Here is a 25,646-nt window from a genome sequence, read left to right on the forward strand (position 1 = left end):
ATGGATCACATCGATGAAAAGTTGCACAGCGTGCGGATCACCGCCCGCGGTCCCAAGGCTGCGATCGAGATCGACGGACGGCGGGTGGACCCAGGTGCCTTCAAGGGATACGCGATCAGCCACCAGGAGGGTGAGCCCCCTCAGGTCGTCCTTTATACCGGGGGCTATGCGGAGACGGTCTTCGAGGGTCTGGCCCGCGTAGCGGTCGCCGATGCTTCTGATCCCGGCCCGGCGGCCGTGGCGTTCCTGACGGCGATCGACGCCGAGGAACTGGAACGCGCTGCGCTAGCCCGGCCCGATCTGGGGACCGGCCCGCGTTCGCTGACGGAGGCGATGCTCACCCAGCTCCAGGAGTGGGCTCGTGGCCATTGACGTGGAAGGTGCGCGCCGAGTGGTCGGCCGCATCCTGGACGACAAGCTCGAGGCATGGCGGGATAGCGTCGGCCGCGCCGACGATGTTCTGGATGAGGCCACCGGGCAGCTCGTGTCGCCCCTGCCGGATGAGGTACTGATCTGGGACGGGCTCGGCGCCGTGGTGCCGCTCGGCCGTCCTGCGATCACTCGGCCGCTGAGCGGCGCCATCGCCGTCGAGCCGCCCACGACTGATTACCAAGCCGTATTGCCCGTCGAGGCCCCGGAACTCCGGCCGGACGACGTGATTCGAGTAGCCGGATCAGCTCGGCCAGGCGGGCCGCGAGACCCACAGCTGGTTGGCCGCCGCTTCCGCGTCTCGGACGAGACCGTGGGCACCTACAGCGTGGTGCGCATCGTCAGGGTGCAGGTGATCGACTGATGGCGCTGGCGAACCCGCACCCGAATGCTCACCCGGACGCGACCGCGTTCCGTGATCCGATCGCACTGGCCGCTGCCCTGGCGCGGATGGGTCCGGCTGCCCGAGCCCGTACGCGGACCATCACCCGGCACCACGCGATGCTGCTGCGGGTCCGGATCCAGCACAACGCCAGCGGCCGACCGGGGCCGAATGTGATCACAGGCCAGTACCGGGCGTCGTGGGATGTACGGGTCAGCAGCAGCGACGGGCAGGTGACCGCGGAGGTGTTCACGGATGCCCCGCAGGCGCGCCGGTTGGAGTACGGCTTCGTCGGCGTCGACTCCCTCGGCCGCCACTACCGGCAGCCGCCGTACCCGCACGTTGCGCCTGCCTTCCGGCAGACCGAGCCCGCGTTCATCCAGGCGCTGGAGGACGGAGTGCTGCCGTGAGCGCACCCCGGCTGCCGGTGACCCGGGCACTGGCGGCACTGATCGAGAAGGCGACTGGTCGCCCCTGCGGCATCGGTGAACTCCCGCGCGTTCAGTTGGAGTCCGGGGAGTGGGAGCCCGCGGGGGCGCCGTACACCGTGCTCGACTCGCTACCAGGGGAGTTCAGCGGTCCGCCGCTTGAGGACTGGCACGCGGACGCCGCTTGGGGCTACCAGGTCACCTCGGTCGGCGAACGCGAGGACCAGGTGCAGTGGCTGGCTGACCGCGTACGCGCCGGCATCGTTGGCCGGGCCAGCGGCCGATGGGCCTATGACCTGCACATTCCCCAAGCCCGTGTCATCGACCGGGAGTTGGATCATGAAGCTGGAGGCGAGCCCTCTTTGTCGGCGGCAGGCGCTATCGTGTCCTACGTACAACGGTTCACGATCACCGTGACACCCACCTGAACTCGCTTCAGGTTCCTCACCGCGGAGGCCCGCGCGGACGCTAGGCCCCAGGCCAGGCGAACCCCCTTTGAACCTCAAGGGGCAGGGCCTCGGCACGGGACGCTGCCCCAGAAGTGGGAGCGGACCTGTGTCCCTGACCAAGCCGTCCACGAGCAAGCCGGCTACCCAGACCCGATTCCTGCGGCGCGGCATCTCCAAGATCTACTGGCTCAGGAAGGTCAACAACTCGGAGCGGCCGACCCGTACGGAGATCTCCGAGCCCAACCGGTTCGACCTGACCAAGGCGGTCAGTGACATCGAAGGCTGGGCGCTGGAGAACGAGCCGATCGAGACCCCCGACATGGGGAGCACCTTCAACTCCTCGATCCCGGGCAACGACAAGGCCGAGAGCAGCTCCCTGACCTTCTACGAGGACAGGTTCTCCGACGACATCGAGCAGGAGCTGCCCAAGGGCGCCAAGGGCTACGTCGTCTTCCTGCGCAAGGGCGACATCCCCGGTTCCCGGTCGGTCGACGTGTTCCCTGTGCAGGTCGCCACCCGCGCCGCGACGTACTCGACCGGCAACGAGGCCGCCAAGTTCCAGGTCACCTTCACCATCACCGAGGAGCCGTCGCTCGACGCCCCGGTGCCCGAGCCGGTGCCGCCCCACCCGCTGCCCACGCCGGTCGAGGACTGCGACGACCAGGAGCACGGCGGCTACGACCACGGTCATGAGCACCACCACGGCGGTGAGCAGACCGACGTCACCATTCTCAAGAGCATCACTACGGCCGCCGCTGTCCACGAGCACGTCGAGGACTGAGCATGTCGCGCCCCGCACCGGCCAAGCGCCCGTCCCCTCCCGGCGAGTCCGCCACGGAGGGGGCGTGGGCGGCCAAGATGGACCGCCTGCGCCGCCGCGCCCGGCCCCAGAACAAGCTCCGTGTCTGTGACGACGACCAGCTTCGCCAGCGGTTCGAGGAGACCGAACAGGCAGCTCGGCGCGCCCGGTTCGTCGCCGAGGCCAACCCGGGCGACGAACAGGCGGCCCAGCAGGCTGCCGACGCCGCTGCCGCGCGCGAGGACGCCCGTACGGCACTGGACGCCGCCTCCGAGTTCCTCACCTTCCGCGCCCTGCCGCGCCCGGTGCTGGAGGAGCTGATCTCCGAGCATCCGCCGACCGAGAAGCAGGCAGAGGAAGGCGCCATCTTCAACGCGGACACGTTCCCCGCGGCGCTGGTCTCGGCCGCCTCCGTGGACGGCATGAGCCAGGAGGAGGCCGAGGAGCTGCTGAACACCTGGTCGGCTCCGGACGCAGGCGCCCTGTGGGACGCGGCCTGGCAGGTCCAGCAGGAAAGCCGGGTGGAGCTGGGAAAAGACTGATTCGCGACCCACAGCTGCGCGCCGAGCTGGAGCTGTGCGAGCGGTTCCAGATCCCGCACTCGCAGTTCCTCGGCGGTGACGGCCGGTGGACGGAGCTGGACCGGGCCAAGGCGCTGGCGTGGGCGCAGTGGCAGCGGTCGGTGTGCCCCGAGTGCCACACCCGGCTGGAGGAGTGGGACCACGAACGCGGCGGTGACCCTCACGCCTACGTCACCGACACGCTGCGCTGCCCCGGCTGCGAGCTGATCGAGCAGGAACGGGACCACGTCCCCACTGACCGCTCCGGCTACGGCGTGAAGATCCAGCTCCTGCCGCGCGACCAGTACCGCGAACGTCCCTGATCAACCCCGCACGACGATGTAAGGAGGCCCGCTGCGGTGTCCGGGTTCACCCTGACCGTGGCGATGCGCGCCGAGGTCCGCGACCTGATCGCGGGAACGCGTGCTGCCTCCGGCCAGATGCGGACCCTTGCCGACCGCACCGATGCCGCCAACCGCACGCTCGCCCGCCTGGACGTGCAAGGGGCCCGCCTCACCGGTCAGTTCGCTGCGCTCAACCGGTCCGCCCGATCGGCCGTCGGCGAGCTGAACCGCATCTCCGCCCGCGCCGCGGCGGCCCGCGCCAGCCTCCGCGCGGCCGGGGACGACGGGGCCCGCTCCATGTCCCGCCTCCAGCGGTCCGTGGCCGGCGTGAGCCGGGGCGGCATCTCCACCACCAACCTGCTCGCCGGTGGCGGTCTGCTGCTCGGCGCGGGAGAGATGGTCGAGGAGGGCAACCGCTACCAGCGGCAGATGAACCTCTTCCGCGCGGTGACCAACGCCACGGCCGCGCAGATGCAGCGCGCCGCCGTTGTCGCGCAGGAACTCGGCAACGACCTGACCCTTCCGGGTTCCACGGCTGCCGACGCGGCCGAGGGCATGGTCGAGCTGTCCAAGGCGGGTTTTCGCGCCGACCAGTCCATCGATGCCGTACGTGCCTCGCTTCAGCTCGCGGCGGCGGCCGACGTCAACGCCGCCACGTCGGCCAAGTACTTGGGCGACATCATGGATCAGTACGGCCTCGGTGCTGATCAGGCCGCCAAGGCATCGGACACGCTGGCGGCCACGGCCAACAGCGCCTCCGGCTCGATCACCGACATCTACTACTCGATGCGGTACGCCGGGCCGGTCGCCAACGCCCTCGGCGTCTCGCTGCAGGACACTGCGGCCGCGGTCGGCATGCTCGGCAAGGCGGGCATCCTCGGGCAGACGGCGGGCACGAGCTTGCGAGGGATCTTCGCGAACCTCGCGGCGCCCACCCCGAAGATGCGCAGCGCGCTCAAGGACCTTGGCATCGAAGCCTGGGACGCCCAGGGACGATTCCGGGGCCTGCGGGTTGTCATCGATGGCCTGGCCAAGGCCGAACACGACATGTCCCAGCGAGACTTCGCCGCAGGCGTCACACAGGCGTTCGGCAAGCCGGCGCTCAGTGGAGCGGTCGCGCTCGCCCACCAGGGCACCGAGTCCTTCGACGACCTGTCGATGGCCGTACGGCAGACCGGCGCCGCCGCGTCCATCACCGCGTCGCGCGGCCAGGGCCTGGCCGGCGCGATGGTGCAGCTGCGCACCCAGGCCCGGCAGACCGGGCTCGCGCTCTACGAGGGCATGGCCCCGGGACTGGAGTGGGTCACCCGGCTGCTGACGCGCGGGATGTCCGGAGCGACGCCGTACCTGACCGCGGCACTGGAGTACGGCCGCAACCTCGCCGTCCTGTACGGACCGGACCTGAAAGCCAAGACTCAGGAGGGCCTTGGCGGTCTGATCGATGAGGCGAAGCGTTTCGTCGACCCGCTCAAGGAGCTGGGGGAGGACGCTCTCGCCACTGGCCTGAACCTGCTGATCAACGCGGGCGAAACCTTGGGCCAGGTCCTGCGCAACGCTGCCGACAGCGCGGAGCCCATCGTGTCCGCCGTCGCCAACCTCGGTGAGGAGGGTGGCGCGGCGGCGGGCACGCTCGACATCATCGCCACCGTCGCCAACGTGGCCATGGACGCGGTCTCGGGCCTGTCCTTCGTGCTCGTGCCGATCGGGCACGTCGTGGGCGGCCTCGTCAGTGCCTTCGGCGCGCTGCCCGCCCCGATCCAGTCGGCTGCCCTGGCCATGCTGCTGTTCCGGCGCGTCCAGCCGACCCTGACCAGCGTCGCCAACACGGTCACCGGGCCCATCCGCACTGGATTGCAGGGATTCGCCCAGCAGATGCGGGTCCAGCAGGCGCTCGCGGCATCTGCCGGAGTGTCGCTGTCGCGGTACGGCGCGGCCTGGGCCGCGGTGCAGGCTCGGGTCGGTTTCCTGGGCACCATGACGGCGGCGTTCCGCAGCGCCAACGGCGCTGGCGTGACGTTCATGGGCACGCTGAACGGTATTGGCCGCGCGGCCGGTTCGGGCCTGCGTTCCGCCGTCGGCGGCGTCACCAACGCACTCGGCGGACCGTTCGGGATCGCCATGGCCGGGGTTTCCGTCGGCCTGGGGTTGCTTGCCGCCCGGCAGCAGCGTGCGGCACAGGCGGCGGCCGAGCACCAGCAGCGCATCTCCTCGCTGACCTCGGCCTTGCGCGAGTCCGGCGGGCAGATCGACAGCAACGTGCGTCAGCAGGCGGCTCAGATCCTGCTGGACACCAAGACCAGCCAGGGGCAGCTGACCAAGGTCATGGAGCAGGCCGGCGTGCCGCTCGCGACGTTGACGGACGCCTACCTCGGGCAGGGCACGTCGCTGGAGGCGCTGCAGAAGCAGCTCATGGCCACCGCCAACTCCCACCGCGCCTACCGGGACATGGCGGCTGGCAAGGCCAGCGTTCTCGACTACACGGACGTCGGTCAGCAGTACAAGGACGCCGCTGACGCTCTCGGCAGCGTCAAGGGCGAGATGGCCGAGTCGATCAAGAACGCCCGAGAGCTGGCCCAGGCGACCAAGGGCGCCGGGGACGGCACCTCCGCCTACGACCGGCTCAAGGCGGCTGTGGGCGGCCTCGCCGACGAGACCGCCGACGCCGACACCCGCACCCGCTCCCTCAAGACCGCCCTCGACCTGCTCTCCGGCGGCCAGATATCGCTCCAAGCAGCCAGGGCGAAGGTCAACTCCGCCGTGCTCGATCTGGAAGAGGGCAGCAGGAACGTCAGCCGCGACCAGGGGTTTGGCGGCCGGCAGCTCGTCAACCAGGACCGGACGCTCAACACCACCACGCGCAACGGGCAGCAGCTCTACACCCAGCTCACCGCGCTGTCCGATGCGGCAGCTGACGCCTCCGTGGCGACGTACGACCTGGCCATCCGTAACGGCGAGGCGCTGCCGGCGGCGCTGGCCAAGGCCCGTGGTGAGATGAGCCGGGCACGGGCCGAGGCGATCAAGGCCGCACGGGGCTACGGACTGACCCGAGCCCAGGCCGAAGGGGTTGCCGACAGCCTTGGCCTGCTGCCGTCGAAGGTGTCGTTGCTGCTCCAGACCAAGGGCATGGACAGCACGCTCGCGAACCTGATCGCGGTCCAGGCGGAGTTCCACCGGCTGCCGAACGCCAAGACGATCAAGGTCGACTCGCTGAGCGACGGCGCGCAGCAGAAGCTGCGCGAGCTCGGCTTCACCGTCAAGACGGTTCCCGGTACTCGCCAGATCAAGATCACCGCTCCGACCGCTGCCGCCCGGAAGAGCCTCGACGGGCTGATCGACAAACTCGGCCAGACCCCAGGCAGCAAGAACGTGCGCGTGTCCGCGCCGACTGCCGCGGCCATCAGGAGTCTGGAAGCGGTGCAGGCCAAGATCAGGGCCACCCCGGGAGCGAAGTCCGTCGTCGTGCGCGCGCCCACGGCGCAGGCCCGTAAGGAGCTTCAGGCGCTGGGCTTCAGGATCGAGAAGGTCCCCGGGTCGAAGAACGTCAGGGTGACCGTGCCGACCAGTGGCCCTCGCAAGGCCGCTGACTCCATTCAGCGGCGCATCGATGCGTTGCGCGGCAAGTCGGTGACTGTCACGACGCGGCACGTGAGCGTCTTCTCGTCGCTCGGCGACGGGGCCGGGGCCGCTGACGCCCTGCGTCAACAGGCCGAGAACCTGCGCAGGCGGGCCAACCGCCACGCGGATGGTGCTGTCGTCGACTACTTCGCCGACGGAGGGATCACCGGGACTCGCCGTGAGCAGCACGTTGCTCAGATCGCCCCGGCCGGGAGCTGGCGGATATGGGCGGAGCCCTCCACGGGGGGAGAGGCGTACGTGCCGCTCGCGGCCTCCAAGCGTGACCGCAGCAAAGCCATCGTGGAGGAAGTCGTCGGCCGTTTCGGCGGGCAGGTCGAGTGGTTTGCCAACGGCGGCGTACGAGGCCGCCGTAGCCGCGACTACAGCCCGGTCCTGGCCAGCTCCTTCCAGCGGGCCCGGACCTCGGAGGTCATGGCGGGCGTGGTGCGGGCCTTCGACATCCGCACCGGCAGCGACCGTGCTCGCACTCGCGTGGTCGATGCCCGCGCCGGCGGGCGCGTCCAGGTCGTCGTCGTGCGCGAGCAGCAGCCGCTGATAGGAACCATGCCGGTCACGGTCACCGACAGCTCCGCCACACCTGAGCAGATCGGCAACGAAATGATGCGCAACCTGCGCAACGCGCAGCGTGGCGGGAGGGTTTGATGACCACACCAACCAAGCAGCCCCGCATCGAACTGGCCCCGTGGCAGTTCGAGATCGGCGGCGTCGTCTTCGGCCACGGCACCAGCGTCCCGGTCGGGAACATCGAAGGGCTCGGCTCGCCCGCGACCCGTCCACAGGATGTGGATAATCCGACCGGAGACGGCACCTTCCCCGGCCAGGACTTCTACGGCACCCGCGCCCTGCGGTTCGAGGCCGGCATCAAGACACCTGGTGACCCGGCCAAGGCCGCCGACCTGCTGGCCCGGCTGGAGCTGGCCCTCGACGACCCGGACGCCAGAACCCGGCCCGAGGGCCGCCACGTACTGCGCGGACGCTGGCCCGGACACCGCACCCGCCGCATGTATGGGCGCCTGCGGCGGGCGGAGGCCACCAGCACCACCACGGCGATCAACGGGTGGATCCCTCTCGACCTGGAGTTCGCCGGCACGGACCCGCGCTGGTACGACGACGAGCTATCGCAGCGGTCGTTGGGCCTCGACCAGGCCGCGAGGCCCAACGACCGCGACCGCACCGTCGACCACACGCTGTGCGCGCCCGAAAGCTGCGGCCACGCGGACCCGGACGACCGTCCCGGGTGGATCACCAACCACGGCAACGTGTCGACCTGGCCCAGCATCCGTATCCACGGCCCGGTCACCAACCCGCGCATCTGGAACACCGTCACCGGCCGCGTCCTCGAAGTGCGCCTGTCGCTGCGCGCCGGGGAGTGGCTGGAGATGGAGACCCGGCCCAACACCCGCTGGGCCCTGCGCAACGGCAAGGTCAACGTCGCGAACGACCTCACCCCGCCCTCACGGCTCGACCTGTTCGCCATCCCGCGGGGCCGCTCCGAGATCGGCTGGAGCGGCGAGGACCCCACCGGCACCGCGCGCCTCGAGGTGTCGTGGCGGTCGGCGTACACCGCCCTGTGAACGGAGAACATCAGTGACCCTTGTCCAGCCCCCGATGATGGTGCGCGGCGGCGACCACTCCGCCCGCGCCATGCGCCTGATGATCCGCGACCTGACGCGCGGCCGACAGGGCATCGCCGAGGCCGGTGACCTCAAGGTCCGCCCCCTGGAGACACCAGGGCCCGGGGTCCGTGTCGGCGACGGCTCCGCCCTGATCCACGGCGTACGACCGTGGCAGGGCGCCTACACCCAGAGCAACGTCGGCGACGCGGTGGTCGACGTCCCGCCTACCGGGCCGTTCGCCCGTACCGACCTGCTCGTGCTGCGGGTGGAAGACCCCGAGTACGAGGGCGAGCGCGATCCCCGCCGGGAGGACATCGGCTACTTCCACCTCGTACAGGGCGTGGACCAGGACACCACCGTGCTGCGGGAGATGACCGCCATACCCCTGGCCCGCATCACCCTGCCCCGCAACACCGCCGCGGTCACCGCCGACATGATCACCGACCTGCGTCGGGTCGCCAATCCGCGCACCGAGCGGTCCCTGCGCACCGTGCATCCGACCGACACGGAGCAGGTGCCCGCCCCGCACGGCCGGTGGGCGAACTGGCCCAAGGAAGCCGCCTGGGACCTGGATATCCCGGCGTGGGCGACGAAGGCCACGATCGTGGTCACCCTCTCCGGCCTGCGCGCCGAGGCAGGGACCATATACGCCGAGCTGCGCACCCGCCTCGGCGAGCACAACGCTGCGGCGACCGTGGTCGACGACGACGGCACCACCACCCGCCGCGCTGGCGTGGTGCTCGCCGACACCCTCACCCTGCCCCCTGCCTACCGGGGCACTCGCCAGCGTCTTGCGGTGCAGATCAACCAGATCGACAAGTACGGCGATGGCGACCTGGCGGTGGCCAAGGGCACCACGGTGACCGCCGACATCGAGTTCACGGAAAGCCCGGTGTGATGCCCGACTACCGCTACATCCTCGCCCGAGCTGCCACCGGCGAGGTCCTGCACTGGAATCTGCCGCTGACCGAAGTCGAGTTCGGACCGGAGAAGTCCGGGCCGGGCTCGCTCAGCGCCACCTTGAACCCCACCTTCGGCCGCAGGATGAGCGACATGCTCGACGACGCCGGCGACACGGTGATCCTCGTCGAGCGAAACTCCAGGCTGCTGTGGGGTGGGCTGCTGTGGCGGGCCGAACCGGAGGGGGCCAAACTCCCTGTCGAGGCATCCGGGTTCACCAGCTACCTGCACCGGCGCTTCGACCTGCACGGCAACCTCGGCGGCCGCGGCCCGTACATCGAGGCCGACCCCTGCCAGGTCATCCGCGACGTGTGGGCGTACGCCCAAGAGCAGCCGGACGGCGACCTGCAGGTCATCGTGGACGATACGAAGTCGACGGCGACGACCGGCACAGCGAAGGACCCCTACACCACCTCCAAGTCCGACCCCCGCAACCTGGGGGAGATCGTGGACGAGATGGCCGACATCGATGACGGCCTCGAATGGACCGAGACCGTCACCTGGGCCGGACACCGCGCCCAGCGACGCATCGAACTGGGCGCACCTCGGCTCGGCCGACGGCGGGAGGACCTGACGTTCACCACCGGTGCCAACGTGTTCGGCGAGCCCCAGGTCATCAAGGACGCCGATGCCTACGCCCAGTGGGTCATCGGCCTGGGCGCGGGCGAGGGCAAGAAGCGCAAGGTCGTGGTCGACGGCGTGCGCAACGGGCGGCTGCGTCTGGAGCACAAGCTGGAGACCAGCGAGAAGGACGAGACCAAGCTCAAGCAGCGCGCCCGCCGCGAACGGCTGGCCCGGCAGATCCTGCCGACGCTCACCGAGCTGGAGATCGTCGACCATCCCGCGGCCCCCATCGAGGCATTGCGGGTCGGGGACGACGTACGCATCCGGCTGCACGAGCCGCACACCGCCTACGACGGATGGAACCGCATCGTCGGCTGGACCGTACGGCCCGGTGAAGGGGAGACCCCTGAGCGCGTGACGCTGAAGCTGGAGCGCACGGTCAAGCCGGAGGAGAGCGGCGACGAGACGGAGGAGCAGTAGATGCCGGACACGATCGCCGAGCTCGCGCGCCGCCTGGCCGCTCTGGAACGACGCGTCACTGTCTTGGAGCGGGCCCGGCGTGCACCGTATCCACCGTGGCGCGATGTGCCGCTCACCGGGGACACCACGGTGGCTGACGCCGCGCAGCCTCCGCAGATGCGCGCGAACCCGTGGAACACGCTGGAATTCAGCGGCCGGATCGGATTGCCCGGCGGCCGGGCCGTGGACGAAGCAGTCGTCGCCCTTTTGCCGGAGGGCTTCTGGCCAGCCGTGCCCCGCACGATCCCCGTCACTTCCGATGCGGCACGCCGTGCACTTCACCTCGATATCGATACCCAGGGTCAGGTGACCTTGCGGGTCCAGGACGGCGGCAGTGTGAAAGCCACCTGGCTCAGCCTCGACAGCGCCTCATGCCGCACGGATGGCGACGACGAGTAGAGGCCGCATCCACTGCACCGTCGCCGCTGTCCGGCAATGGCTCCGCAAGTGACCACCTGGCAGTCACGGCTTCAGCAGCTCCGGAATGCAAGTGGTAACCATCCTGAGGGGGTCCTGCGTGATCGCCGGGATCGCAGCCTGCGCACATGTGAGGAAGGTTCCGATGCTCCTGGGTGCGGCGGAGGGCGCAGAGGCGGCACTAGCAGGGGTGACCAGCACCCCGAGGAACACGATGGATCCAACGGCAACAGCAACGGTGCGACGCATGAACTCCCCTTCATTTAGGGACCTTGGATGAGCTATGCCTTCCACAGGTGACGATCTGCACACTCCGTACCCCTCATGTGAGTTATGCCGTATCGATCCACCATCCTTGTGTTCGATGGCACCACGCGGCCAGAGAGACTCGCTCCTTACACCCGGACACACTGGCGAGTCTTGCCACCTGACCCGTCGGACACGGCCTAACCCGGCAGGCAGGTCGATGCTGCTGGGTAGCATGACCATCGGGTGACCCTCCGCCCATGCTTCACAGCCAACTCCCGAGGGACCGGCCCGCATCAGCGGAGTCCGGCCGAATGCCATACGGCGCAGGGGAGAAGGCGAAGCGAGCGTGGCAACTCCGTTGAGCACGGACAGGTTTCTATCTGTGCTGAAGCACGCGGGCCTCGGCGTCGTCGAGCACGGCAAGTGGCGTACCCACAACCGCAACACCCACGGCAACTGGGGCCCCGTGAACGGGGTCATGATCCACCACACTGGCCCCTACTCGTCCGAGGCCGACATGGTGGAGCTGTGCCGTGTCGGCTACCAGGACCTCCCCGGGCCGCTGTGCCACGGGGTGATCGACCGCTCCGGCACCATCCACCTGGTCGGCTACGGCCGCACCAACCACGCCGGCATGGGCGACACCGACGTCCTGCTCGCTGTCATCGCGGAGAAGAACACGCTCCCGCGCGACAACGAGGCCGACACCGACGGCAACCGGCACTTCTACGGCTTCGAGTGCATCAACACCGGCGACCAGCCATGGCCCGCCGCGCAGTTGGACGCCATGGCGCGCGCCGCCGCGGCGTTGTGCCGCGCCCACGGCTGGAACGAGCGCAGCGTCATCGGTCACAAGGAGTGGCAGCCGGGCAAGCCGGATCCCGGTGGCATCGACATGGACGACTTCCGCGCTCGCGTCGCACGCCATCTGAAGGACGACGACAAGACACCGGACAGGCCGAAGCCCACGCCTGAACCGGAGCCGTCCCCCAAGCCCAAGCCGAGGCCAGTCCCGAAATACGCGGCGTACCCCGGCAGGGGCTTCTTCCGCGACGGCCGGACCTCACCGGTGATCGCGGCCATGGCCAAGCGGCTGATCGCCGAGGGCTGCGACTCCTACGACACCCCGCCCGGCCCCGTGTGGAACGACGCGCACCGCCGTTCGTACGCCGCCTGGCAGATCAAACGCGGGCACCACGGCGCCGCCGCCGACGGCATCCCCGGCCCGGAGACGTGGGCTGCACTGCGCGTGCCACGCACAGCCGGCACCACCGATCCGACGCCTCCCGCACCCCCGGAACAGGAGCACGACCCCATGCCGCAGGCCCTCGCCGACATAGCGGAGCGGACCATCGCCACCTACGTTCAGTCGGTCCTGGGCCTGATGGCAGCCTCCAGCACTACCGACCTGGTGTCGCTCTCCGCATGGCAGGCCGCCGCCGTCGCCGCGATACCCGCAGGCCTGTCGGCGCTGAAGTCCACACTCGGCACGGTCCTCGGACGCGCCGGCACGGCGTCCTGGCTGCCGCGCAAACACGACCCAGCCACCCCCAAGTACTGACCCGCAGCCGGAGACAAGGAGCACCCGTGCCCGAGGGAGAGATCGCGCTGGCCCTTGCCGAGCTGCGCAGCGCCCTGGAAGTCGGCCTTGCCCGTATCGACGGGCAGCTGGCGCTGCTCGTTCAGCGCAGTGACCAGACGGACAAGGCCGTCGAGGACCTGGAACAACGGGTGACCTCACTGGAGAAGGGGAGGTGGCCGCTGCCGACCATCGCCGTCCTGGCGTCCGTGATGGCAGTGGCGCTGACGGTACTCGGCGTGATCCGAGGCTGAGCCAGCACTCCCTGTCGCGCAGTGGTGTCCGACACCGCGCCTAGCGTCGGACGCATCACTCGCTCCTACCCGTGACCTGGGGGTCTTCATGGATACGACGCACCTGCTCGTGACCGACTTGGAGGTGGACACCGCCCTCACGGAACAGTCGGTCCCGCTCGCGGTCCGCACCGTCTGGCAACTGCTGCGCGAGTCGGACGTGCGGCTCAGCGAAGCCGTCGCCCTGGACGTGCCGGACGTGGAACTCGCGGACCGCGTGGTCGTGCTCCGGGAGACCAGGGAAGGCGGCGTATTCGAGGCAGACGTCACCTCGGCCACGGCCGCCCAGCTGGCTGAGCTGATCGGCACCAGGCAGAGCGGACCGGTGTTCACCATCGACGGCCGGAGGCTGGGCGCCGACGAAGTGGCGGCCCTGTTCCGGAAGGTCACGGGGAAGAGCGTGCACGCCCTGGGTTTCACCCGGCAGGTCCGCAGTCACCGAGGGACGGACCGCCCGAGGATCGTTGAGCAGGCCGCGCCTGTCCAAGGGCCGACGAAGCCCGCGTAGCTGGGGAGTGCGGGCAAAGAGATGGCCCCCGCTTCGAGCGGGGGCCAGTTGGCCCTCTTGGAGAAAGACCGCTGCCTACGATAACAGCGCCCGCCGAGCTGGCCGGCGGTGCAGTGTGGCTACGCTCTGGCGTCGGCACGCGCAAGGGATAGCGGAGGACGGGGCGATGCATCTGCCGAAGCCGTATCTGGTGGGTCACCAGGAGTTCGCTGCCCTGTACGGGGTCGAGGCGCAGATGGTGTCGCAGTGGCTGCATCCCAGCCGCGGTGTCCTGGACCCGGCAAGCGCCATCGTCGTCTCGGGGGTGCGCTACTGGCCGCTGGGGTTCGCGTGCCGCTTCGGGCGCACGACGCCCCGGCCGAAGTTGCTGGACGTCCGCTACAAGGAACGGCTCATTGCGGAACAGGGCGAGGGCTGGGAAGCCGACTCCCGGGAGCAACTGCCCCCGATCGTCGGCCAGCAGGAGATCATCGAGCTGTTCCACCTGCCATCCCAGGGCACCCTGGCCACGCGTATCGCTGCGGGCAACTTCCCACAGGAGGACTGGCTGCTGTCCGGGTCGATGCTGTGGCTGCTGGACACGGTGCTCGGTGCGGTGCCCGAGCTGCGCGCGACAGCGCGCAGCCTGGCCTGGGAGGTCGACGACCTGGTGGCGGCTGCTCTGCGCGAGGGCACCTACGACGGCCCGGGCTCGAAGGTGCTGACGCGGGGACGGTACGCACGAAAGAGCCTCTGACCTGCGCAAACACTGTACACGCAGCCTGAATGCGAATAAGATATACCTACATCCCCTCCTCGAAGGGGCTCATTCGCAAAGGAGGCATGCATGCAGCTTGTACATACACCCGCCGGTGACGGCGTCGCCGTCATGACGGTGCCGGAGATCCTGCTCATCGAAGTCGCCCTGTCGCGCTACGTGCTGGACAATCCGAACTCCCACCTGGCCGTCCGCATGCTCGCGGACGTCTCCCGCGCCAACGAGCAGCGCGAAGCGCGCATGGAGGATCTGGCCGAGCGCGACGTCGAGGAGTCCGTGGAGCCGTGAAGGTGCGCCTGCGGTAACTGGGGTTGATCACACGCCTCTTCACCCCTCAAGATAGGTGACACATTTCGAGCCGTTCTTGAGGTGGTGGGGTATGGAAGGCGTCCAGGACGAGATACCTGGCCTGGTGATCCACACAGTGCGGCAGCCCGACGGCCAGGCGGCCACGATCCAGGCGCAGTTCGAGGCGTTCCACCGGCTCAACCCCTGGGTGCTGCGCGCGCTGGAGACTCTGACGGCCAACTACCTCCAGCGCGGCGCCACCCGCGTGGGCATCGGAATGCTCTTCGAGGTTCTGCGCTGGCGTTACGCCACGGCCACCGAAGGCGACGAGTTCCGCCTCAACAACAACTTCCGCAGCCGGTACGTCCGGCTCCTCATCGAGCGCCACCCCGAATGGGCTGGCGCCTTCGAGGTCCGCAGCCTGCGGACCCACTGACCTCTTGGAGAGAACGTGACCGACGAACCATCCGCCGAGCCCGCCGCCGTGGAGGGCACGGTGGTCGAAGCAGCCCAGACTGCCAGCCCGGCTGTCCCGGCGAGCGCCATCGTCCTGCGCGCCGACCAGGACGAGTTCGACCACAAGCAGCTGTCAACGCTTGCCCTGATCAGCCCCGGCCTGGCCGGCGCCCCGCGCGGGCACCTGGCGATGTTCTTCCACTACTGCGTGAGGACCGGCCTCGATCCGTTCGCGCGGCAGATCTACATGATCGGCCGCACCAACTGGAAGGCGGCCGACAACCCCGACGAGCCCGAGAAGACATGGACCATCCAGACCGGGATCGACGGATTCCGCACCGTCGCCCACCGGGCTGCGGCGAAGGCGGGGGAGTCCATCTCCTACGAGGACACCGTCTACTACGACTCCGAGGGCAACGCCCACGACGTCTGGCTGTCGAAGGCGTACCCGGCCGCGGTCAAGGTCACCGTCCTGCGCGGCACCAGCCGGTTCCCGTTCATCGCGCGCTGGGACGAGTTCGCCCCGACGTACTACGACCGCAAGCAGGGCGCGTACGTCGTGGCGAAGATGTGGCAGCAGATGCCTGCCCACATGCTCCGCAAGTGCGCCGAGGCCGGCGCGCTGCGCATGGCCGCGCCGCAGGACCTGTCCGGCGTCTACGTGGACGAGGAGATGGAGCGGGTCGACGCCGAAGGCGTCGTCCGCGAGGCGGAGGAAGTGACCCGGCGCCTGCGTGCGGCAGCCGGCCTGGAGAAGAGCGAGCGGACGGACGACGAGTCCGGCGACCCGGCCGCCGAGACGACACCGCCGAAGAAGCGGCCACGCAAGCGGACCCAACCCCGCCCCGAGCCGGAGTCGGGCCCAGAGCCAGAGGGAGAGGACACGGCCGCGGGCGAGGTGCTCATCACGCGCCGCAAGCGCCCCACCGGCAAGCGCATCGCTCCCAGGGCCGCCCGCTCATCAGCCGACTGACGACCTCTGACCCCTTCTCGCTCCGGGGTGCCGCCGTCCGCGCGGAGGGCGGCACCCCGCTCCGCTGGAGATCATCCGTGACCATCGCTACCCCCGAGCGGCCTGTCAGCCTGTGGCCCGCAGCCCACGCGGCCGACGCACGCCGCCCCCGTTCCCTGCAAACCAAGATCGGCGCGAGCGACACCGTGTGCGCGCGGCGCGCCGGCTACCTCCTGCACGGCCGCACCCCCACCGACGGCGGCGAGAAGCGCAAAGCGATTCTCGGCACCTGGCTGCACGAAGGCGCGCTCGACGCAGTCCGTCACGAGTACGGCTGGATCATCGAGCGCCGCGTCGAGGACGACACCATCCGAGGCCACATCGACGCCGTCCAGCTCGACGGCCGCACCGCCTCCCGGCTGCCCAGGCGGCTGCGCCCGAGTCTCCCGGCCGAGGAACTGACCGTGGAGGACATCAAGACCAAGAGCACCTTCCAGTGGGACAACATCCTGCGGTACGGGGCCAGCGACGCCGAGATCCGCCAAGTCCTGCTCTACGCAGACTTGTTGCGTACCGAGGGCTTCGCCGACATCGACGGTCAGCGGCAGCTCGCCCGTCTCGGCCCGCTGCCCGTCGGCCGCATCCGGTTCAGGTTCCTCAACCGCGACTCGGGCGAGGATCACGTCCAGGAGATGCCCTTCAACGCCGAGCGGGCGCAGGGCGCGCGCTGGTGGGTGGATCAGGTGCGCGCTGCCGAGACTCCCGAGGACCTGCCGCGCACCTTTCCCGGGCCCGGCCTGTCTGCGATCTGCGACAACTGCCCCTTCAAGACGGCCTGCTGGGGACCGACGATCGCTGGTCGCCGCCCGCAGAGCATGCTCGTCCACGACGACGCCGAGCGAGAGCAGGCACTGGCCGAGTACGTCCAGGTGACCGAGCAGATCAGGCCGCTCAAGGACCGCCTGAAGGTACTGCGCGCCAGGCTCGACGGAGCCGAGGAGGGCGTGTACGGCGACAACGAGCTGTCGTGGAGCGGCGGCAACCCGACCAAGGTCGACGACGTGGACGCCATGGTCGCCCTCTTCAAGCAGGCCGGGCTGCCGGTACCGATGACGCCCGACACTGCACTGATGAAAGCCCAGCTCACGGCGGCCGGCATACCCGTGCCCGTACGCCTCGACCACGAGCGGCGCACCAGCGTGAGCATCAACGTCACCGTGCGCAAGAAACCCTGACCCGCTCCCCGGGCACGGGGGCAGGACCGCCGCCAGTTCTGCCTCTGCCCCAGTGCGGCCACGACCGAACGGAACACGGAAGAGGTACTGGTGAGCATCCAGCTGATGGTGGTCGCGGCCTACCTGCCGAAGGAGGTGATCAACCAGACGCAGAAGCTGGTCCTGATGAAGATCGCGGACTCCGCCGACGACCAAACCCGCCTGGCCCGGCCCGGCCTTGAGCGGATGATGGCGTGGGCGGGCGTGGGCGAGAAGCGGGTCATCGGGGTCGTCACGGAACTGGTCGGCCTCGGCCTGGTCGAGCGCACCGAGATCGGTCGCGTCGGTCGGCGCGCCGAGTACAAGGTCTTTCCGCATGGAGTGCCCCCGATTCCGTCGACCGAGGAGCTGATCGAGTGGCGTCGTGTGGCACGGCGCGCCCCCACGAACCCCCGGCTGGCCCGGAAGGTGCCGCGGCGTAAGCCGTCGGCGGCAGCCCGCACCCAGCAGGACGTGGCGTCGCGGGAGGAGACGCGTGCCTTGGACGGGGCGCGGGAGGAGGGAGGGTTTCCCCAGGGAAACCCTCAAGACGGGCCGGGGAGGGTTCCCCCAAGGAAACCCAGTGGGTTTCCCCACGGAGACCAAGAGGGTTTCCCCACGGAAACCCCTTCTCTTCCTTCTCCTTCCTACCTCCTTCCTTACCCCCCTACCCCAGGGGCGGGCGTTGCGCGGGAGGCGCAGGAGCACACCGAGGATCCGCCGTCGTCCGGCTGCCCGGCCCATCCGCGGCCTGCCGCCAACTGCCGTGCGTGCGGGACGAACCCGCGGGCCATTCGCGAGCGGGCGCAGCGCGAGGCCGCCGAGAAGGAGCGCATCAGCCAGCAGGAGTGGCTGAGGGAGTTCTTCGCCGAGCAGGAGCGGCGTGTGGCCGAGACTGACCCGCAGGCGCTGGAGATGGCCCGCCAACGGGTGCGCGAGCTGGCCCGCCTGGGCCGCACACGACGTCCCAACTCCCGTGGTGAATAGGCGCCTTGGAAGATCACCACCATTGACGCCCCAAGGTGTGCGAATAAGATATAAATATCGGTTCGAAACCCCTTCGAACCCAAACCTCTTGGAGAAGCTCATGAACGCCACCACCGAAGATCGCGACCCCGCAGAGGCGGCGTACATCGTTGTGGCTGAGGTCGTCAGCGGACCGCACGCCGATCCCGTTCTCGCCAAGTCGCCGTTCTGCTCCATCGGCTGCGCCGGAGTCGGCGTGTACCAGCTGACGCACTCGATCAGCGCCACCGAGAAGGGTGCGGCCTTCGTCCTGCGGCACCACAACCGCCCCGTCGGTTGCGTCGCTACCAGTGCGGGGCGTATGTGGCTGGTGCGGGCCCTCACTGTCCATGAGCTCCCCATCTATGGCTAAACGCATGGCCAGAGATAGGTGACATGTATGCAATGACGTACACCTTTCGAGGTGTCCGCCCGGCAATACCCCCTCTTGGAGACCCACATGACCACCCTCGCGGCACTGCCCGACCACAACCTTCGGACCGACCCGCTGTGGCAGCGGCTCTTCCGCAGCTACTGGCACGTCATCACGCCACTGCGCTACCTCGGCTGGATCACCGACGTCGACGTCACCGACGCGTCCTTCATCCGTGCCGACATCGGTGACGGAACCGAGCTGGTCGTCGCCACCGAACACGGACTGCCCGCCGACCCCGCCGAGGTGACCGGCTGGCGCGTCATACGCCGGGACATCGACAACCCCGGACGGCACACCGTCCTGTACGACTCCGTGCCGGGCGGCCCACAGCGCCATTGCCACGCCGGCCTGCTGCCGATGTTCGCCCGCATCGACGCGCTGAACGCTCCCCGGCCCGCGTACCGGCTGACCACATCGGCCACGTACTGCGCTCCGTACGGCCTCAACACCACCCAGGGCGGCGCGAGCGAGACGCCGGGGATGGCCGTCGCCCGCTACTTCGAATGGTGCCAGCACCTGACCGCGGTCGAGGGATACCAGCGCGTCTGGGAGCGCCCCGAGCAGGACGGCTACCCGCTCGCCGTGCTCGAGAAGGACGGGTACATCGCCACCGTCCGCGTCACGCGCAGCACTGAGACGGAGGGCGCGTGATGGCTCTGCACTACCTCAGCGGCGTCCAGCTCCTGCGCCTTGCCGACGAGGCAAAGGCCCGCACCCTGTACGCCGACGTCATCGAGGCCCTCGAACAGCACTGCACGGACGTCGGCGTGGACTGGTGCGGCAACGAGCTGAACATCACCGTGCTGCTCACGGACGACGGCGAGCAGCTGGTGACGATCGCGGGCCGCAGGTCGCTGCCCTGGCACGACGACCGCAGCGAGATCGGCGGCTGGAAGGCCGAGCACATCGACAACACCCACGGCACGTCCAAGGTCATCTACGACACCACGACCGGCGAGGGCGAACCGCCCGGCGACATGTCCCTCGAACCTCTCGCCGAGGAGGTCGGCGCCTACGTCAACGGCTGGCGCCATGCCCGCTGAGGAGCGCGGCCGGTGATCTGGCTGCTGCTCCTGCTGCTCCTGGGCCTGGCCGCGTTCATCGCCCTCGGCATCGAGGACAGCCGCCACCACCGCGCGTTCCGCGCTCCTGATCAACCCTGACCACGGCCGCCCGGCCCCAGCCACCGGGCAGGGCGGCCCCACCTCTTGGAGACCACCCCCCTTGCCCCGCGCCATATCCCTGCTCTGCGGAGCGGGCGGAGACGCCCTCGGCTTGAAGGAGGCCGGATTCGACCCGATCCTCGGCATCAACCACTGGCAAACCGCCATCGACACCTTCGAGCACAACCTTCCCGGTGCCACCGGCCGGTGCGCCGACATCCGCAACTACCCCATGCGCTGGCTGCCCAAGGCCACCATCATGTGGGCCTCGGTCATCTGCACCGAGATCAGCCCGGCCGGCGGGAAGAAGCGCCAGCCCGACCCCGCACAAGAAGCCCTCTTCGAAGAAGAGGAGCAGTGGCGACAACTGCCGCCCGAAGCTTTCGAGATGACCCGCGCCACGGCGTGGTGTGTGCTGCGCGCAGCAGAGGCCAAGCGGTTCCCGTGCGTCGTGGTCGAGAACGTCGTGGAGTTCGTCACCGACTGGATCCTGTTTCCCGAGTGGATCCGGTCCATGAAGAAGCTGGGCTACCGCGTACAGATCGTCTCGGTGTCGTCGGCGCACATCGGGTCGCAGACCAACCCGTACGCGCCGCAGTGGCGCGACCGTGTGTACATCGTGTTCACCCTGACCAGCGTGCGCCGCCCCAACCTGGCGCCACGCCCGCTGGCGTACTGCATGGCGTGCGGCAGGGACGTGAAGGCACGGCAGACCTGGCGCGACCCGAAGGTCAAGGTCGGCAAGTACCGTGCCCAGTACGACTACAGGTGCCCGAACACCAGCTGCGGGCACGCCCTGGTCGAGCCGTACGTGCGCCCGGCCTCGGACATCATCCTGTGGGACGACATCGGCACCCGCATCGGCGACCGCGCCAAGCCGCTCGTCGAGAACACGATGCGGCGTATCGAAGCAGGCCGGGCCAAGTACCCCTACCAGCCGAGCGTCATCACCCTCACGCATGGCAAGGACGGCACGGACCGGGCCTTCGTCCCCTTCGAAAGACCCCTCCCGGTCCGCACGACCAAGATCGGCGAAGCCCTCCTGGTGCCGGTCGGCGGCTCGTGGAACGACACCGCCTACCCCGCCGACGGACCGATGCGTACGCGGACCACACGGGAGAGCGAGGCTCTGGTCACGGTCGATCCGGCGCCGTTCATCGTGGAGTACCGCAACAACTGCGACGCCTCGCCCGTGACCGAGCCGCTCAGCACCGTGGCCACGGCGCGCCACCACGGCCTGGTCGTCCCCGGCGGAGCCGTCCCGGCCCGAGTCCGCAACACCCTCGTCATCCCCTACCGCAGGGGCAACGCGCCCAAGAACGCCGGTGAGCCCCTGCACACCCTGTCCACCCGCGACTCGGCCGCCATCGTGCACAACGCGCCGGCGATCGAGGACTGCTACTTCCGCATGATCAAGCCGCGCGAGCATCTGTCGGCCCAACGCTTCCCCGACACCTTCGAGCCCGTCGGCAACCAGGCCGAACAAACCCAGCTGGCCGGCAACGCCGTGAGCGTCAACGTCGCCCACTTCTTCGGCGAACGCCTCATGCCGGTCCTGAACTGACCACCCCAGAAGAAGAGGAGAACACCGCAATGACCCCCGCCATACCCGATCCCCTGGACGTCCTCGCCCAGCAGCGCGAACAGCTCGACATCGAGCGTCGCCGCATCCAGAAGGCACACTGCCTGGCCGTGCTCGACCACATCTCGGCAAAGATCCGCCGCGCCTGCCCCGAGGCGAAATACGTCGGCTTCGCCTACCACGGCAAGACACGGGAACTGGACCTCCTCGGCGTGCTCGGCGAGCAGACCAACCCGCTCAGCGGCTTGCCCTGGCTGTGGGAGAAGAGCGACGAAGCGCATCGCCTCGCCGAGCTCGCCGTAGAGATCGAAGTCGATGTCCAGACCGCCCTTGAACCCTTCGACTCCCCGGCCTGGGCCACCGTGCGACGCAACTCCGCCGGCGACGGAAACCTCTGGCTGGTCGAGCTGCCCCCGCCCGACCGGGCAGCACGCATTGCCGAGCTGGTGCGCGAGCACCACCCGCAGGCCACCGCCATCGTCGTGGACGGTCGCAGCGCCGGAGGCCGAGTCATCGCAGTACGAGTCATCGCAGTAATCGAGGTCATCGCAGTAATCGAGGGCAACTGCGATGAGGGCACCGACAACCTTGCCCGGCGCCGCTGGACACGCGAGTACGACGACGCCCTGACCCGCCTGATCGCCCAAGTGTTCGCGCTACCAGCACTGGCAGACCGCCATCTCGTGCCGCCCGACGGCCGCTACACCCACCCCGACGGCAGCACCCCCAGCGACCGCGTGCGCCTGATGCCGCTGCCGCCGGTCCCATAGCCGTCACGGAGATCGGATGAGCGGCCCTGGGTGGGCCAGCGAGGCACCCTGCGCCGGAGACACGCGCTTCACCCCCGACAACGCGACCGCGGACTCACTCAGCACCCCGCAGATGCGCAAACTGCTGGCCATCTGCCAGCACTGCCCCTTCCGGGCGCCGTGCATCGCCCTGGTCAAGCCACGCCGCTCCCTCTTCGACGGGATCTGCGGCGGGCGGCTGTGGCTCGACGGCGAAGTCCGCGCCACCTGCGAGGGCGCCCACCCCGGCGAGCTCCGGGAAGGCGCTGCGCCCATCACGCACGGCACTCCGGCCGGGGCCCGCGCCCACAACCGACGCGGCGAACCAGCCTGCTCCCTGTGCCGGGAGGCCGGACGGCTTGACCAGGCGCGCCGACGCGAGCGCAAGCGCGCCTCCGGCCCCTAAGAACCCATTCCAAACCCCTTCTTGGAGAGACAGAGACACATGTTCACGATCACAGCGGACGCCCTGTCCGCCATCCTCGACAAGGTCACCCCGCACCACCTCACAGCGCGCGACACCGACGGCCTGGACGTCGTCGTCCTCGACTGCACCCGCAGCTGGCTCCACGCCATCGGCGCCGGACCACGCACGATTGCCGTCGCCCGTACCCCGATCCAGAACAGTGGCCACTGGACGGCCCCCATCGACTACGACGAGGTCCTCGCCCTGCGCGCCTGGCTGGATACCTCCGACCACGTTCACGTGGAGCACACCACCGACAACGGCCGCCCTCTGCTGCGTTTCACCGAGGGTCCGGCGCAGATCACGATGCCGGTCCTGACCGACGCACCCAAGCTGCCCTGGCGGCACATCGTGCGCCTGGAGGGCCACTCACCGAAGACCGCGCCGCGCCCCGTACGGATCAGCGCCGAGGGTCTCGCCTTGTGGGAGAGCGCCGCCCAAAACATCGAGGTCTGGCCCGCGGCCGGGGTCGCAGCGTTTGTCGTCACAGCGGGCCCGGACTTCATCGGAGTGCAGCTGCCAAAGGCCGAAACCGTCAACGGGAACGCACTGGACGGCTGGACCGCATCCCTGCGCACGCGGTGGTTCCTGCACGAGGGCCTGCCTTACGAAGTAGGAGCCGGCTACGCCGACCGCTGGGGAATGGTGTGGCGCATCCTCGCCCGTCCCGCGCCGGGACAAGAGCCGACGGCCGTCACCGCCGACCCCTCCGGCGCCGCGCTGCCGCTGTCGGTCGTACTCAACGTCGGCGGTCCCCTCCTACGCATCCATGCCTGAACTCTCCCAAGAGATAGGTGACACTTGTGGAACCAATGGACAGGGTGTCGGCGGGCGAGTGCGCTGCACTCGATGCGGCCGCCCCGGGCGGCGATCCGGGATTCGGCCTCCACGCCCTCCCCATCGCCTGGCGCGCTCTCCCCGCCCAGACCCACCCCGCACCCCAACTGCCCAGTTCTGTATGTGAAGTGAAGGGAAACCAGTGAACAAGGCCCAGCTCATTAAGGCCGTAGCCGACAAGGGCGGCCGCCACCTCACGCCGACCGAAGCCGTGGAGATCGTCCTCGACGTCGTGGTGCGCGCCGTCGTTGCAGGTGACCCCGTCTCCGTCACCGGCTTCGGCTCCCTCACCCCCCGGCAGCGTCCGGCACGCCAAGCACGCAACCCACAGACCGGCGCCAAGGTGACCGTCCCCGCCTCCCGTGTCGTGAAGTTCCGCCCAGGCGCGCGGTTCCAGGACCTGCTGGATCAGCGCCTGCCGATGCCCGAGTCCGGCAACTGCATCCAGAAGGCCCCCAAGACGCCCCGCCCGTAACCCAGCGCACCAGGTCGCCGCCCCGGCGCGCGCCGGGGCGGCGACCGCACGAAGGACTCACGATGAACGACCCTGTGGGAGTCGAGATCGAAGCCACCGCCCAGTGGCTGGAGCAGCGCGGCGCCGGCGGTGCGGCCAACGTCCTGCGCCGCGTCGCCCGTCAACGTGACAGAGCGCGCGACCGGAAGGACGACGCGCTGGCCCGCGCGAGCCGATACCGCCTGGCCTGGCGCTCGGCACGCCGACGCGCCGAGCGCCACGCGGGCAGAGCCGCTGAACTGTCGCGGCAACGGGGCAAGCCGGACTACCTGCTCAGCGGGCCAGCGAAGGCTTCGGCTCCGCCCGTGCAGGACATCGCCCGCGACAACGCGATGATGCGCGTCGACCTGGCCCGCTTCCAGAACCTGGTCGAACGCGCGGGCTGGATGCCCGACGCCGAACCGCGCCGCCTGTGGCGCTGGCGCAGCGGCTGGTGGGAACTGGCCTACCGCAAGAGGAACCCGAAGGACGGCTACCACGACTCCGGTTGGTACCTGTGGGGGCCGGTCGAAGGCTGCTTCGGCGAGTGGACGGCCGCACTGAAGGCCGACGCCACCATCGAAGCCGACCGGCTGATCACCAAGCACCTCGCCGCCCAGGCGGAGGCTGAGCAGTGAACACCCAGCCCCAGAGCGCGCCCGTCACGCTGCCCAGCGTGCAGGCCCGAGGGGAGTGGCGGCCGCGGGTCATCGGACTCGACCTGTCCCTGACCTCGACGGGGATCGCGGGAACGGACTGGGCGCTGGCGGCCCGGCCCGGAAAGCGGCGCAGCCACGAGCGGCTGGACTGGCTGCTTGCGGCCATCGCGGTGCGCCTGCACGACGGCGCAGACCTGGTCGTGGTCGAAGGTGCGGCGTACGCCCAGGGAGGGCAGGCCGGACATCACGAACTGGCCGGCCTGTGGTGGCTGGTGACGCAGTACCTGTGGCGCCAGCGCATCCCGTACGCCGTGGCCAACCCCCACCACCGCACCATCTACGCGACCGGGCGGGCGAATCCCGCGCAGCACCTTCCCCGCAAGGAACGGGCCCGTGTGGCCAAGGGCATGGTGCGCAGCGTGGCCGTCGAGCGGTACGGCGTCGCATGCGAAGGCCCGGGCCGGTACGACCAGGCGGACGCCACGATCCTCGCCGCGATGGGCCTCGACTGGCTCGGCTACCCGACGGTCCCGGTTCCGGACACCCACCGGCGGGCCCTGGAAGCGGTGCAGTGGCCCGACCTCATCCCGATATCAGCGAATTAGGGAATTGAATTGCGGAAATTAAACCCCAATACAAATGCGTGGACCTTGCTTTTGGGGTATTTGCCATTAAGATATAAGTAAGGAATTCGGGAAATGCCCGAATGGAAAGGGTAAGGGAAATGAGCGGCTGCCCGTGTGAGTGCAACAGCGGAGGATTCTGCGGCGGCTGCGGTC

Annotated in this window: 31 protein-coding genes; all 31 read left to right on the forward strand. The window is 69.4% G+C overall.

The annotated features are described in order from the left end of the window. The 31 genes from NW895_RS02525 to NW895_RS02675 all read left to right on the forward strand — a co-directional run bounded on the left by NW895_RS02525 (position 1) and on the right by NW895_RS02675 (position 25,472). The gene (locus NW895_RS02525; protein ID WP_289933391.1) at positions 1–372 is read left to right on the forward strand and encodes a hypothetical protein; all 372 of its coding nucleotides are present in this window, start codon (positions 1–3) and stop codon (positions 370–372) included. Next, positions 362–793, forward strand: coding sequence for a DUF6093 family protein (locus NW895_RS02530; RefSeq protein ID WP_289933392.1), 432 nt, complete (start codon positions 362–364; stop codon positions 791–793). Before NW895_RS02525 ends, NW895_RS02530 begins: the two co-directional genes overlap by 11 nt. Further along, positions 793–1,221 carry an HK97 gp10 family phage protein gene (locus NW895_RS02535; protein ID WP_289933393.1) on the forward strand — a complete coding sequence of 143 codons (429 nt, stop codon included), beginning with the start codon at positions 793–795 and terminating at the stop codon, positions 1,219–1,221. The genes NW895_RS02530 and NW895_RS02535 overlap by 1 nt, the downstream gene beginning before the upstream one ends. After that, positions 1,218–1,667: a hypothetical protein gene (locus NW895_RS02540; RefSeq protein ID WP_289933395.1), complete on the forward strand. Its 450-nt coding sequence runs from the start codon at positions 1,218–1,220 to the stop codon at positions 1,665–1,667. Before NW895_RS02535 ends, NW895_RS02540 begins: the two co-directional genes overlap by 4 nt. Before the next feature lie 127 nt (positions 1,668–1,794). Next, positions 1,795–2,469, forward strand: a complete 675-nt coding sequence (locus NW895_RS02545) for a hypothetical protein (protein WP_289933396.1) — start codon at positions 1,795–1,797, stop codon at positions 2,467–2,469. 2 nt (positions 2,470–2,471) lie between these two features. Then, a complete protein-coding gene (locus tag NW895_RS02550) occupies positions 2,472–3,029 on the forward strand; it encodes a hypothetical protein (RefSeq protein WP_289933397.1) in 558 nt (185 codons plus the stop codon). Then, positions 2,972–3,370: a TFIIB-type zinc ribbon-containing protein gene (locus tag NW895_RS02555; RefSeq protein ID WP_289933398.1), complete on the forward strand. Its 399-nt coding sequence runs from the start codon at positions 2,972–2,974 to the stop codon at positions 3,368–3,370. The genes NW895_RS02550 and NW895_RS02555 overlap by 58 nt, the downstream gene beginning before the upstream one ends. Before the next feature lie 36 nt (positions 3,371–3,406). After that, a complete protein-coding gene (locus NW895_RS02560) occupies positions 3,407–7,669 on the forward strand; it encodes a phage tail tape measure protein (protein ID WP_289933399.1) in 4,263 nt (1,420 codons plus the stop codon). Continuing rightward, positions 7,669–8,601: a phage tail domain-containing protein gene (locus NW895_RS02565; RefSeq protein ID WP_289933400.1), complete on the forward strand. Its 933-nt coding sequence runs from the start codon at positions 7,669–7,671 to the stop codon at positions 8,599–8,601. The genes NW895_RS02560 and NW895_RS02565 overlap by 1 nt, the downstream gene beginning before the upstream one ends. Positions 8,602–8,614: 13 nt before the next feature. Further along, entirely contained in the window at positions 8,615–9,541 is a 927-nt protein-coding gene (locus tag NW895_RS02570) for a hypothetical protein (RefSeq protein WP_289933401.1), read from the forward strand. Then, entirely contained in the window at positions 9,541–10,647 is a 1,107-nt protein-coding gene (locus NW895_RS02575) for a hypothetical protein (RefSeq protein ID WP_289933402.1), read from the forward strand. Before NW895_RS02570 ends, NW895_RS02575 begins: the two co-directional genes overlap by 1 nt. Continuing rightward, positions 10,648–11,085, forward strand: coding sequence for a hypothetical protein (locus NW895_RS02580; RefSeq protein ID WP_289933403.1), 438 nt, complete (start codon positions 10,648–10,650; stop codon positions 11,083–11,085). A 649-nt stretch (positions 11,086–11,734) separates the two neighbouring features. Next, the gene (locus NW895_RS02585; protein WP_354670062.1) at positions 11,735–12,913 is read left to right on the forward strand and encodes a peptidoglycan-binding protein; all 1,179 of its coding nucleotides are present in this window, start codon (positions 11,735–11,737) and stop codon (positions 12,911–12,913) included. Positions 12,914–12,939: 26 nt separating this feature from the next. Further along, on the forward strand, positions 12,940–13,185 hold the full coding sequence (locus tag NW895_RS02590) for a hypothetical protein (RefSeq protein ID WP_289933404.1): 246 nt from the start codon (positions 12,940–12,942) through the stop codon (positions 13,183–13,185). An 88-nt stretch (positions 13,186–13,273) separates the two neighbouring features. Continuing rightward, positions 13,274–13,732: a hypothetical protein gene (locus tag NW895_RS02595; protein ID WP_289933405.1), complete on the forward strand. Its 459-nt coding sequence runs from the start codon at positions 13,274–13,276 to the stop codon at positions 13,730–13,732. Between the two features lie 166 nt (positions 13,733–13,898). Beyond that, a complete protein-coding gene (locus NW895_RS02600) occupies positions 13,899–14,468 on the forward strand; it encodes a hypothetical protein (RefSeq protein ID WP_289933406.1) in 570 nt (189 codons plus the stop codon). Between the two features lie 90 nt (positions 14,469–14,558). Further along, positions 14,559–14,777, forward strand: coding sequence for a hypothetical protein (locus tag NW895_RS02605; RefSeq protein WP_289933407.1), 219 nt, complete (start codon positions 14,559–14,561; stop codon positions 14,775–14,777). A 91-nt stretch (positions 14,778–14,868) separates the two neighbouring features. Continuing rightward, positions 14,869–15,213 (forward strand): hypothetical protein, encoded by a 345-nt coding sequence (locus tag NW895_RS02610; protein ID WP_289933408.1) that lies wholly within the window; start codon positions 14,869–14,871, stop codon positions 15,211–15,213. 15 nt (positions 15,214–15,228) lie between these two features. After that, positions 15,229–16,206, forward strand: a complete 978-nt coding sequence (gene bet, locus NW895_RS02615; protein WP_289933409.1) for a phage recombination protein Bet — start codon at positions 15,229–15,231, stop codon at positions 16,204–16,206. A gap of 77 nt (positions 16,207–16,283) precedes the next feature. After that, a complete protein-coding gene (locus tag NW895_RS02620; RefSeq protein ID WP_289933411.1) occupies positions 16,284–17,420 on the forward strand; it encodes a PD-(D/E)XK nuclease family protein in 1,137 nt (378 codons plus the stop codon). A 90-nt stretch (positions 17,421–17,510) separates the two neighbouring features. Further along, positions 17,511–18,425, forward strand: a complete 915-nt coding sequence (locus tag NW895_RS02625; RefSeq protein ID WP_289933413.1) for a helix-turn-helix domain-containing protein — start codon at positions 17,511–17,513, stop codon at positions 18,423–18,425. 100 nt (positions 18,426–18,525) lie between these two features. After that, positions 18,526–18,816, forward strand: a complete 291-nt coding sequence (locus tag NW895_RS02630; RefSeq protein ID WP_289933414.1) for a hypothetical protein — start codon at positions 18,526–18,528, stop codon at positions 18,814–18,816. A gap of 87 nt (positions 18,817–18,903) precedes the next feature. Beyond that, complete coding sequence (locus NW895_RS02635) at positions 18,904–19,530, forward strand: hypothetical protein (protein WP_289933416.1); 627 nt, start codon at positions 18,904–18,906, stop codon at positions 19,528–19,530. Beyond that, the gene (locus NW895_RS02640) at positions 19,530–19,922 is read left to right on the forward strand and encodes a hypothetical protein (RefSeq protein WP_289933417.1); all 393 of its coding nucleotides are present in this window, start codon (positions 19,530–19,532) and stop codon (positions 19,920–19,922) included. Before NW895_RS02635 ends, NW895_RS02640 begins: the two co-directional genes overlap by 1 nt. Positions 19,923–20,103: 181 nt before the next feature. Then, a complete protein-coding gene (locus NW895_RS02645; RefSeq protein WP_289933418.1) occupies positions 20,104–21,606 on the forward strand; it encodes a DNA cytosine methyltransferase in 1,503 nt (500 codons plus the stop codon). Positions 21,607–21,635: 29 nt separating this feature from the next. Next, positions 21,636–22,394: a hypothetical protein gene (locus tag NW895_RS02650; RefSeq protein ID WP_289933419.1), complete on the forward strand. Its 759-nt coding sequence runs from the start codon at positions 21,636–21,638 to the stop codon at positions 22,392–22,394. A 16-nt stretch (positions 22,395–22,410) separates the two neighbouring features. Continuing rightward, on the forward strand, positions 22,411–22,818 hold the full coding sequence (locus NW895_RS02655) for a hypothetical protein (protein ID WP_289933420.1): 408 nt from the start codon (positions 22,411–22,413) through the stop codon (positions 22,816–22,818). A gap of 39 nt (positions 22,819–22,857) precedes the next feature. Continuing rightward, positions 22,858–23,655: a hypothetical protein gene (locus NW895_RS02660; protein ID WP_289933421.1), complete on the forward strand. Its 798-nt coding sequence runs from the start codon at positions 22,858–22,860 to the stop codon at positions 23,653–23,655. 202 nt (positions 23,656–23,857) lie between these two features. Continuing rightward, positions 23,858–24,190 (forward strand): HU family DNA-binding protein, encoded by a 333-nt coding sequence (locus NW895_RS02665; protein WP_289933423.1) that lies wholly within the window; start codon positions 23,858–23,860, stop codon positions 24,188–24,190. 62 nt (positions 24,191–24,252) lie between these two features. Further along, positions 24,253–24,846, forward strand: a complete 594-nt coding sequence (locus NW895_RS02670) for a hypothetical protein (RefSeq protein WP_289933424.1) — start codon at positions 24,253–24,255, stop codon at positions 24,844–24,846. Beyond that, positions 24,843–25,472, forward strand: coding sequence for a hypothetical protein (locus tag NW895_RS02675; RefSeq protein WP_289933425.1), 630 nt, complete (start codon positions 24,843–24,845; stop codon positions 25,470–25,472). Before NW895_RS02670 ends, NW895_RS02675 begins: the two co-directional genes overlap by 4 nt. Positions 25,473–25,646: the final 174 nt, after the last annotated feature.

It is taken from the genome of Streptomyces sp. S.PNR 29 (genome assembly GCF_030386795.1).
Taxonomy (GTDB): domain Bacteria; phylum Actinomycetota; class Actinomycetes; order Streptomycetales; family Streptomycetaceae; genus Streptomyces.

What these genes read in the sequence shown, in the direction of transcription:
- NW895_RS02525 (WP_289933391.1), top strand. Translation starts at nt 1, where the DNA reads ATGGATCACATCGATGAAAAGTTGCACAGCGTGCGGATCACCGCCCGC.
- NW895_RS02535 (WP_289933393.1), top strand. Translation starts at nt 793, where the DNA reads ATGGCGCTGGCGAACCCGCACCCGAATGCTCACCCGGACGCGACCGCG.
- NW895_RS02550 (WP_289933397.1), top strand. Translation starts at nt 2,472, where the DNA reads ATGTCGCGCCCCGCACCGGCCAAGCGCCCGTCCCCTCCCGGCGAGTCC.
- NW895_RS02565 (WP_289933400.1), top strand. Translation starts at nt 7,669, where the DNA reads ATGACCACACCAACCAAGCAGCCCCGCATCGAACTGGCCCCGTGGCAG.
- NW895_RS02575 (WP_289933402.1), top strand. Translation starts at nt 9,541, where the DNA reads ATGCCCGACTACCGCTACATCCTCGCCCGAGCTGCCACCGGCGAGGTC.
- NW895_RS02580 (WP_289933403.1), top strand. Translation starts at nt 10,648, where the DNA reads ATGCCGGACACGATCGCCGAGCTCGCGCGCCGCCTGGCCGCTCTGGAA.
- NW895_RS02595 (WP_289933405.1), top strand. Translation starts at nt 13,274, where the DNA reads ATGGATACGACGCACCTGCTCGTGACCGACTTGGAGGTGGACACCGCC.
- NW895_RS02600 (WP_289933406.1), top strand. Translation starts at nt 13,899, where the DNA reads ATGCATCTGCCGAAGCCGTATCTGGTGGGTCACCAGGAGTTCGCTGCC.
- NW895_RS02605 (WP_289933407.1), top strand. Translation starts at nt 14,559, where the DNA reads ATGCAGCTTGTACATACACCCGCCGGTGACGGCGTCGCCGTCATGACG.
- NW895_RS02610 (WP_289933408.1), top strand. Translation starts at nt 14,869, where the DNA reads ATGGAAGGCGTCCAGGACGAGATACCTGGCCTGGTGATCCACACAGTG.
- NW895_RS02630 (WP_289933414.1), top strand. Translation starts at nt 18,526, where the DNA reads ATGAACGCCACCACCGAAGATCGCGACCCCGCAGAGGCGGCGTACATC.
- NW895_RS02635 (WP_289933416.1), top strand. Translation starts at nt 18,904, where the DNA reads ATGACCACCCTCGCGGCACTGCCCGACCACAACCTTCGGACCGACCCG.
- NW895_RS02640 (WP_289933417.1), top strand. Translation starts at nt 19,530, where the DNA reads ATGGCTCTGCACTACCTCAGCGGCGTCCAGCTCCTGCGCCTTGCCGAC.
- NW895_RS02650 (WP_289933419.1), top strand. Translation starts at nt 21,636, where the DNA reads ATGACCCCCGCCATACCCGATCCCCTGGACGTCCTCGCCCAGCAGCGC.
- NW895_RS02655 (WP_289933420.1), top strand. Translation starts at nt 22,411, where the DNA reads ATGAGCGGCCCTGGGTGGGCCAGCGAGGCACCCTGCGCCGGAGACACG.
- NW895_RS02660 (WP_289933421.1), top strand. Translation starts at nt 22,858, where the DNA reads ATGTTCACGATCACAGCGGACGCCCTGTCCGCCATCCTCGACAAGGTC.
- NW895_RS02670 (WP_289933424.1), top strand. Translation starts at nt 24,253, where the DNA reads ATGAACGACCCTGTGGGAGTCGAGATCGAAGCCACCGCCCAGTGGCTG.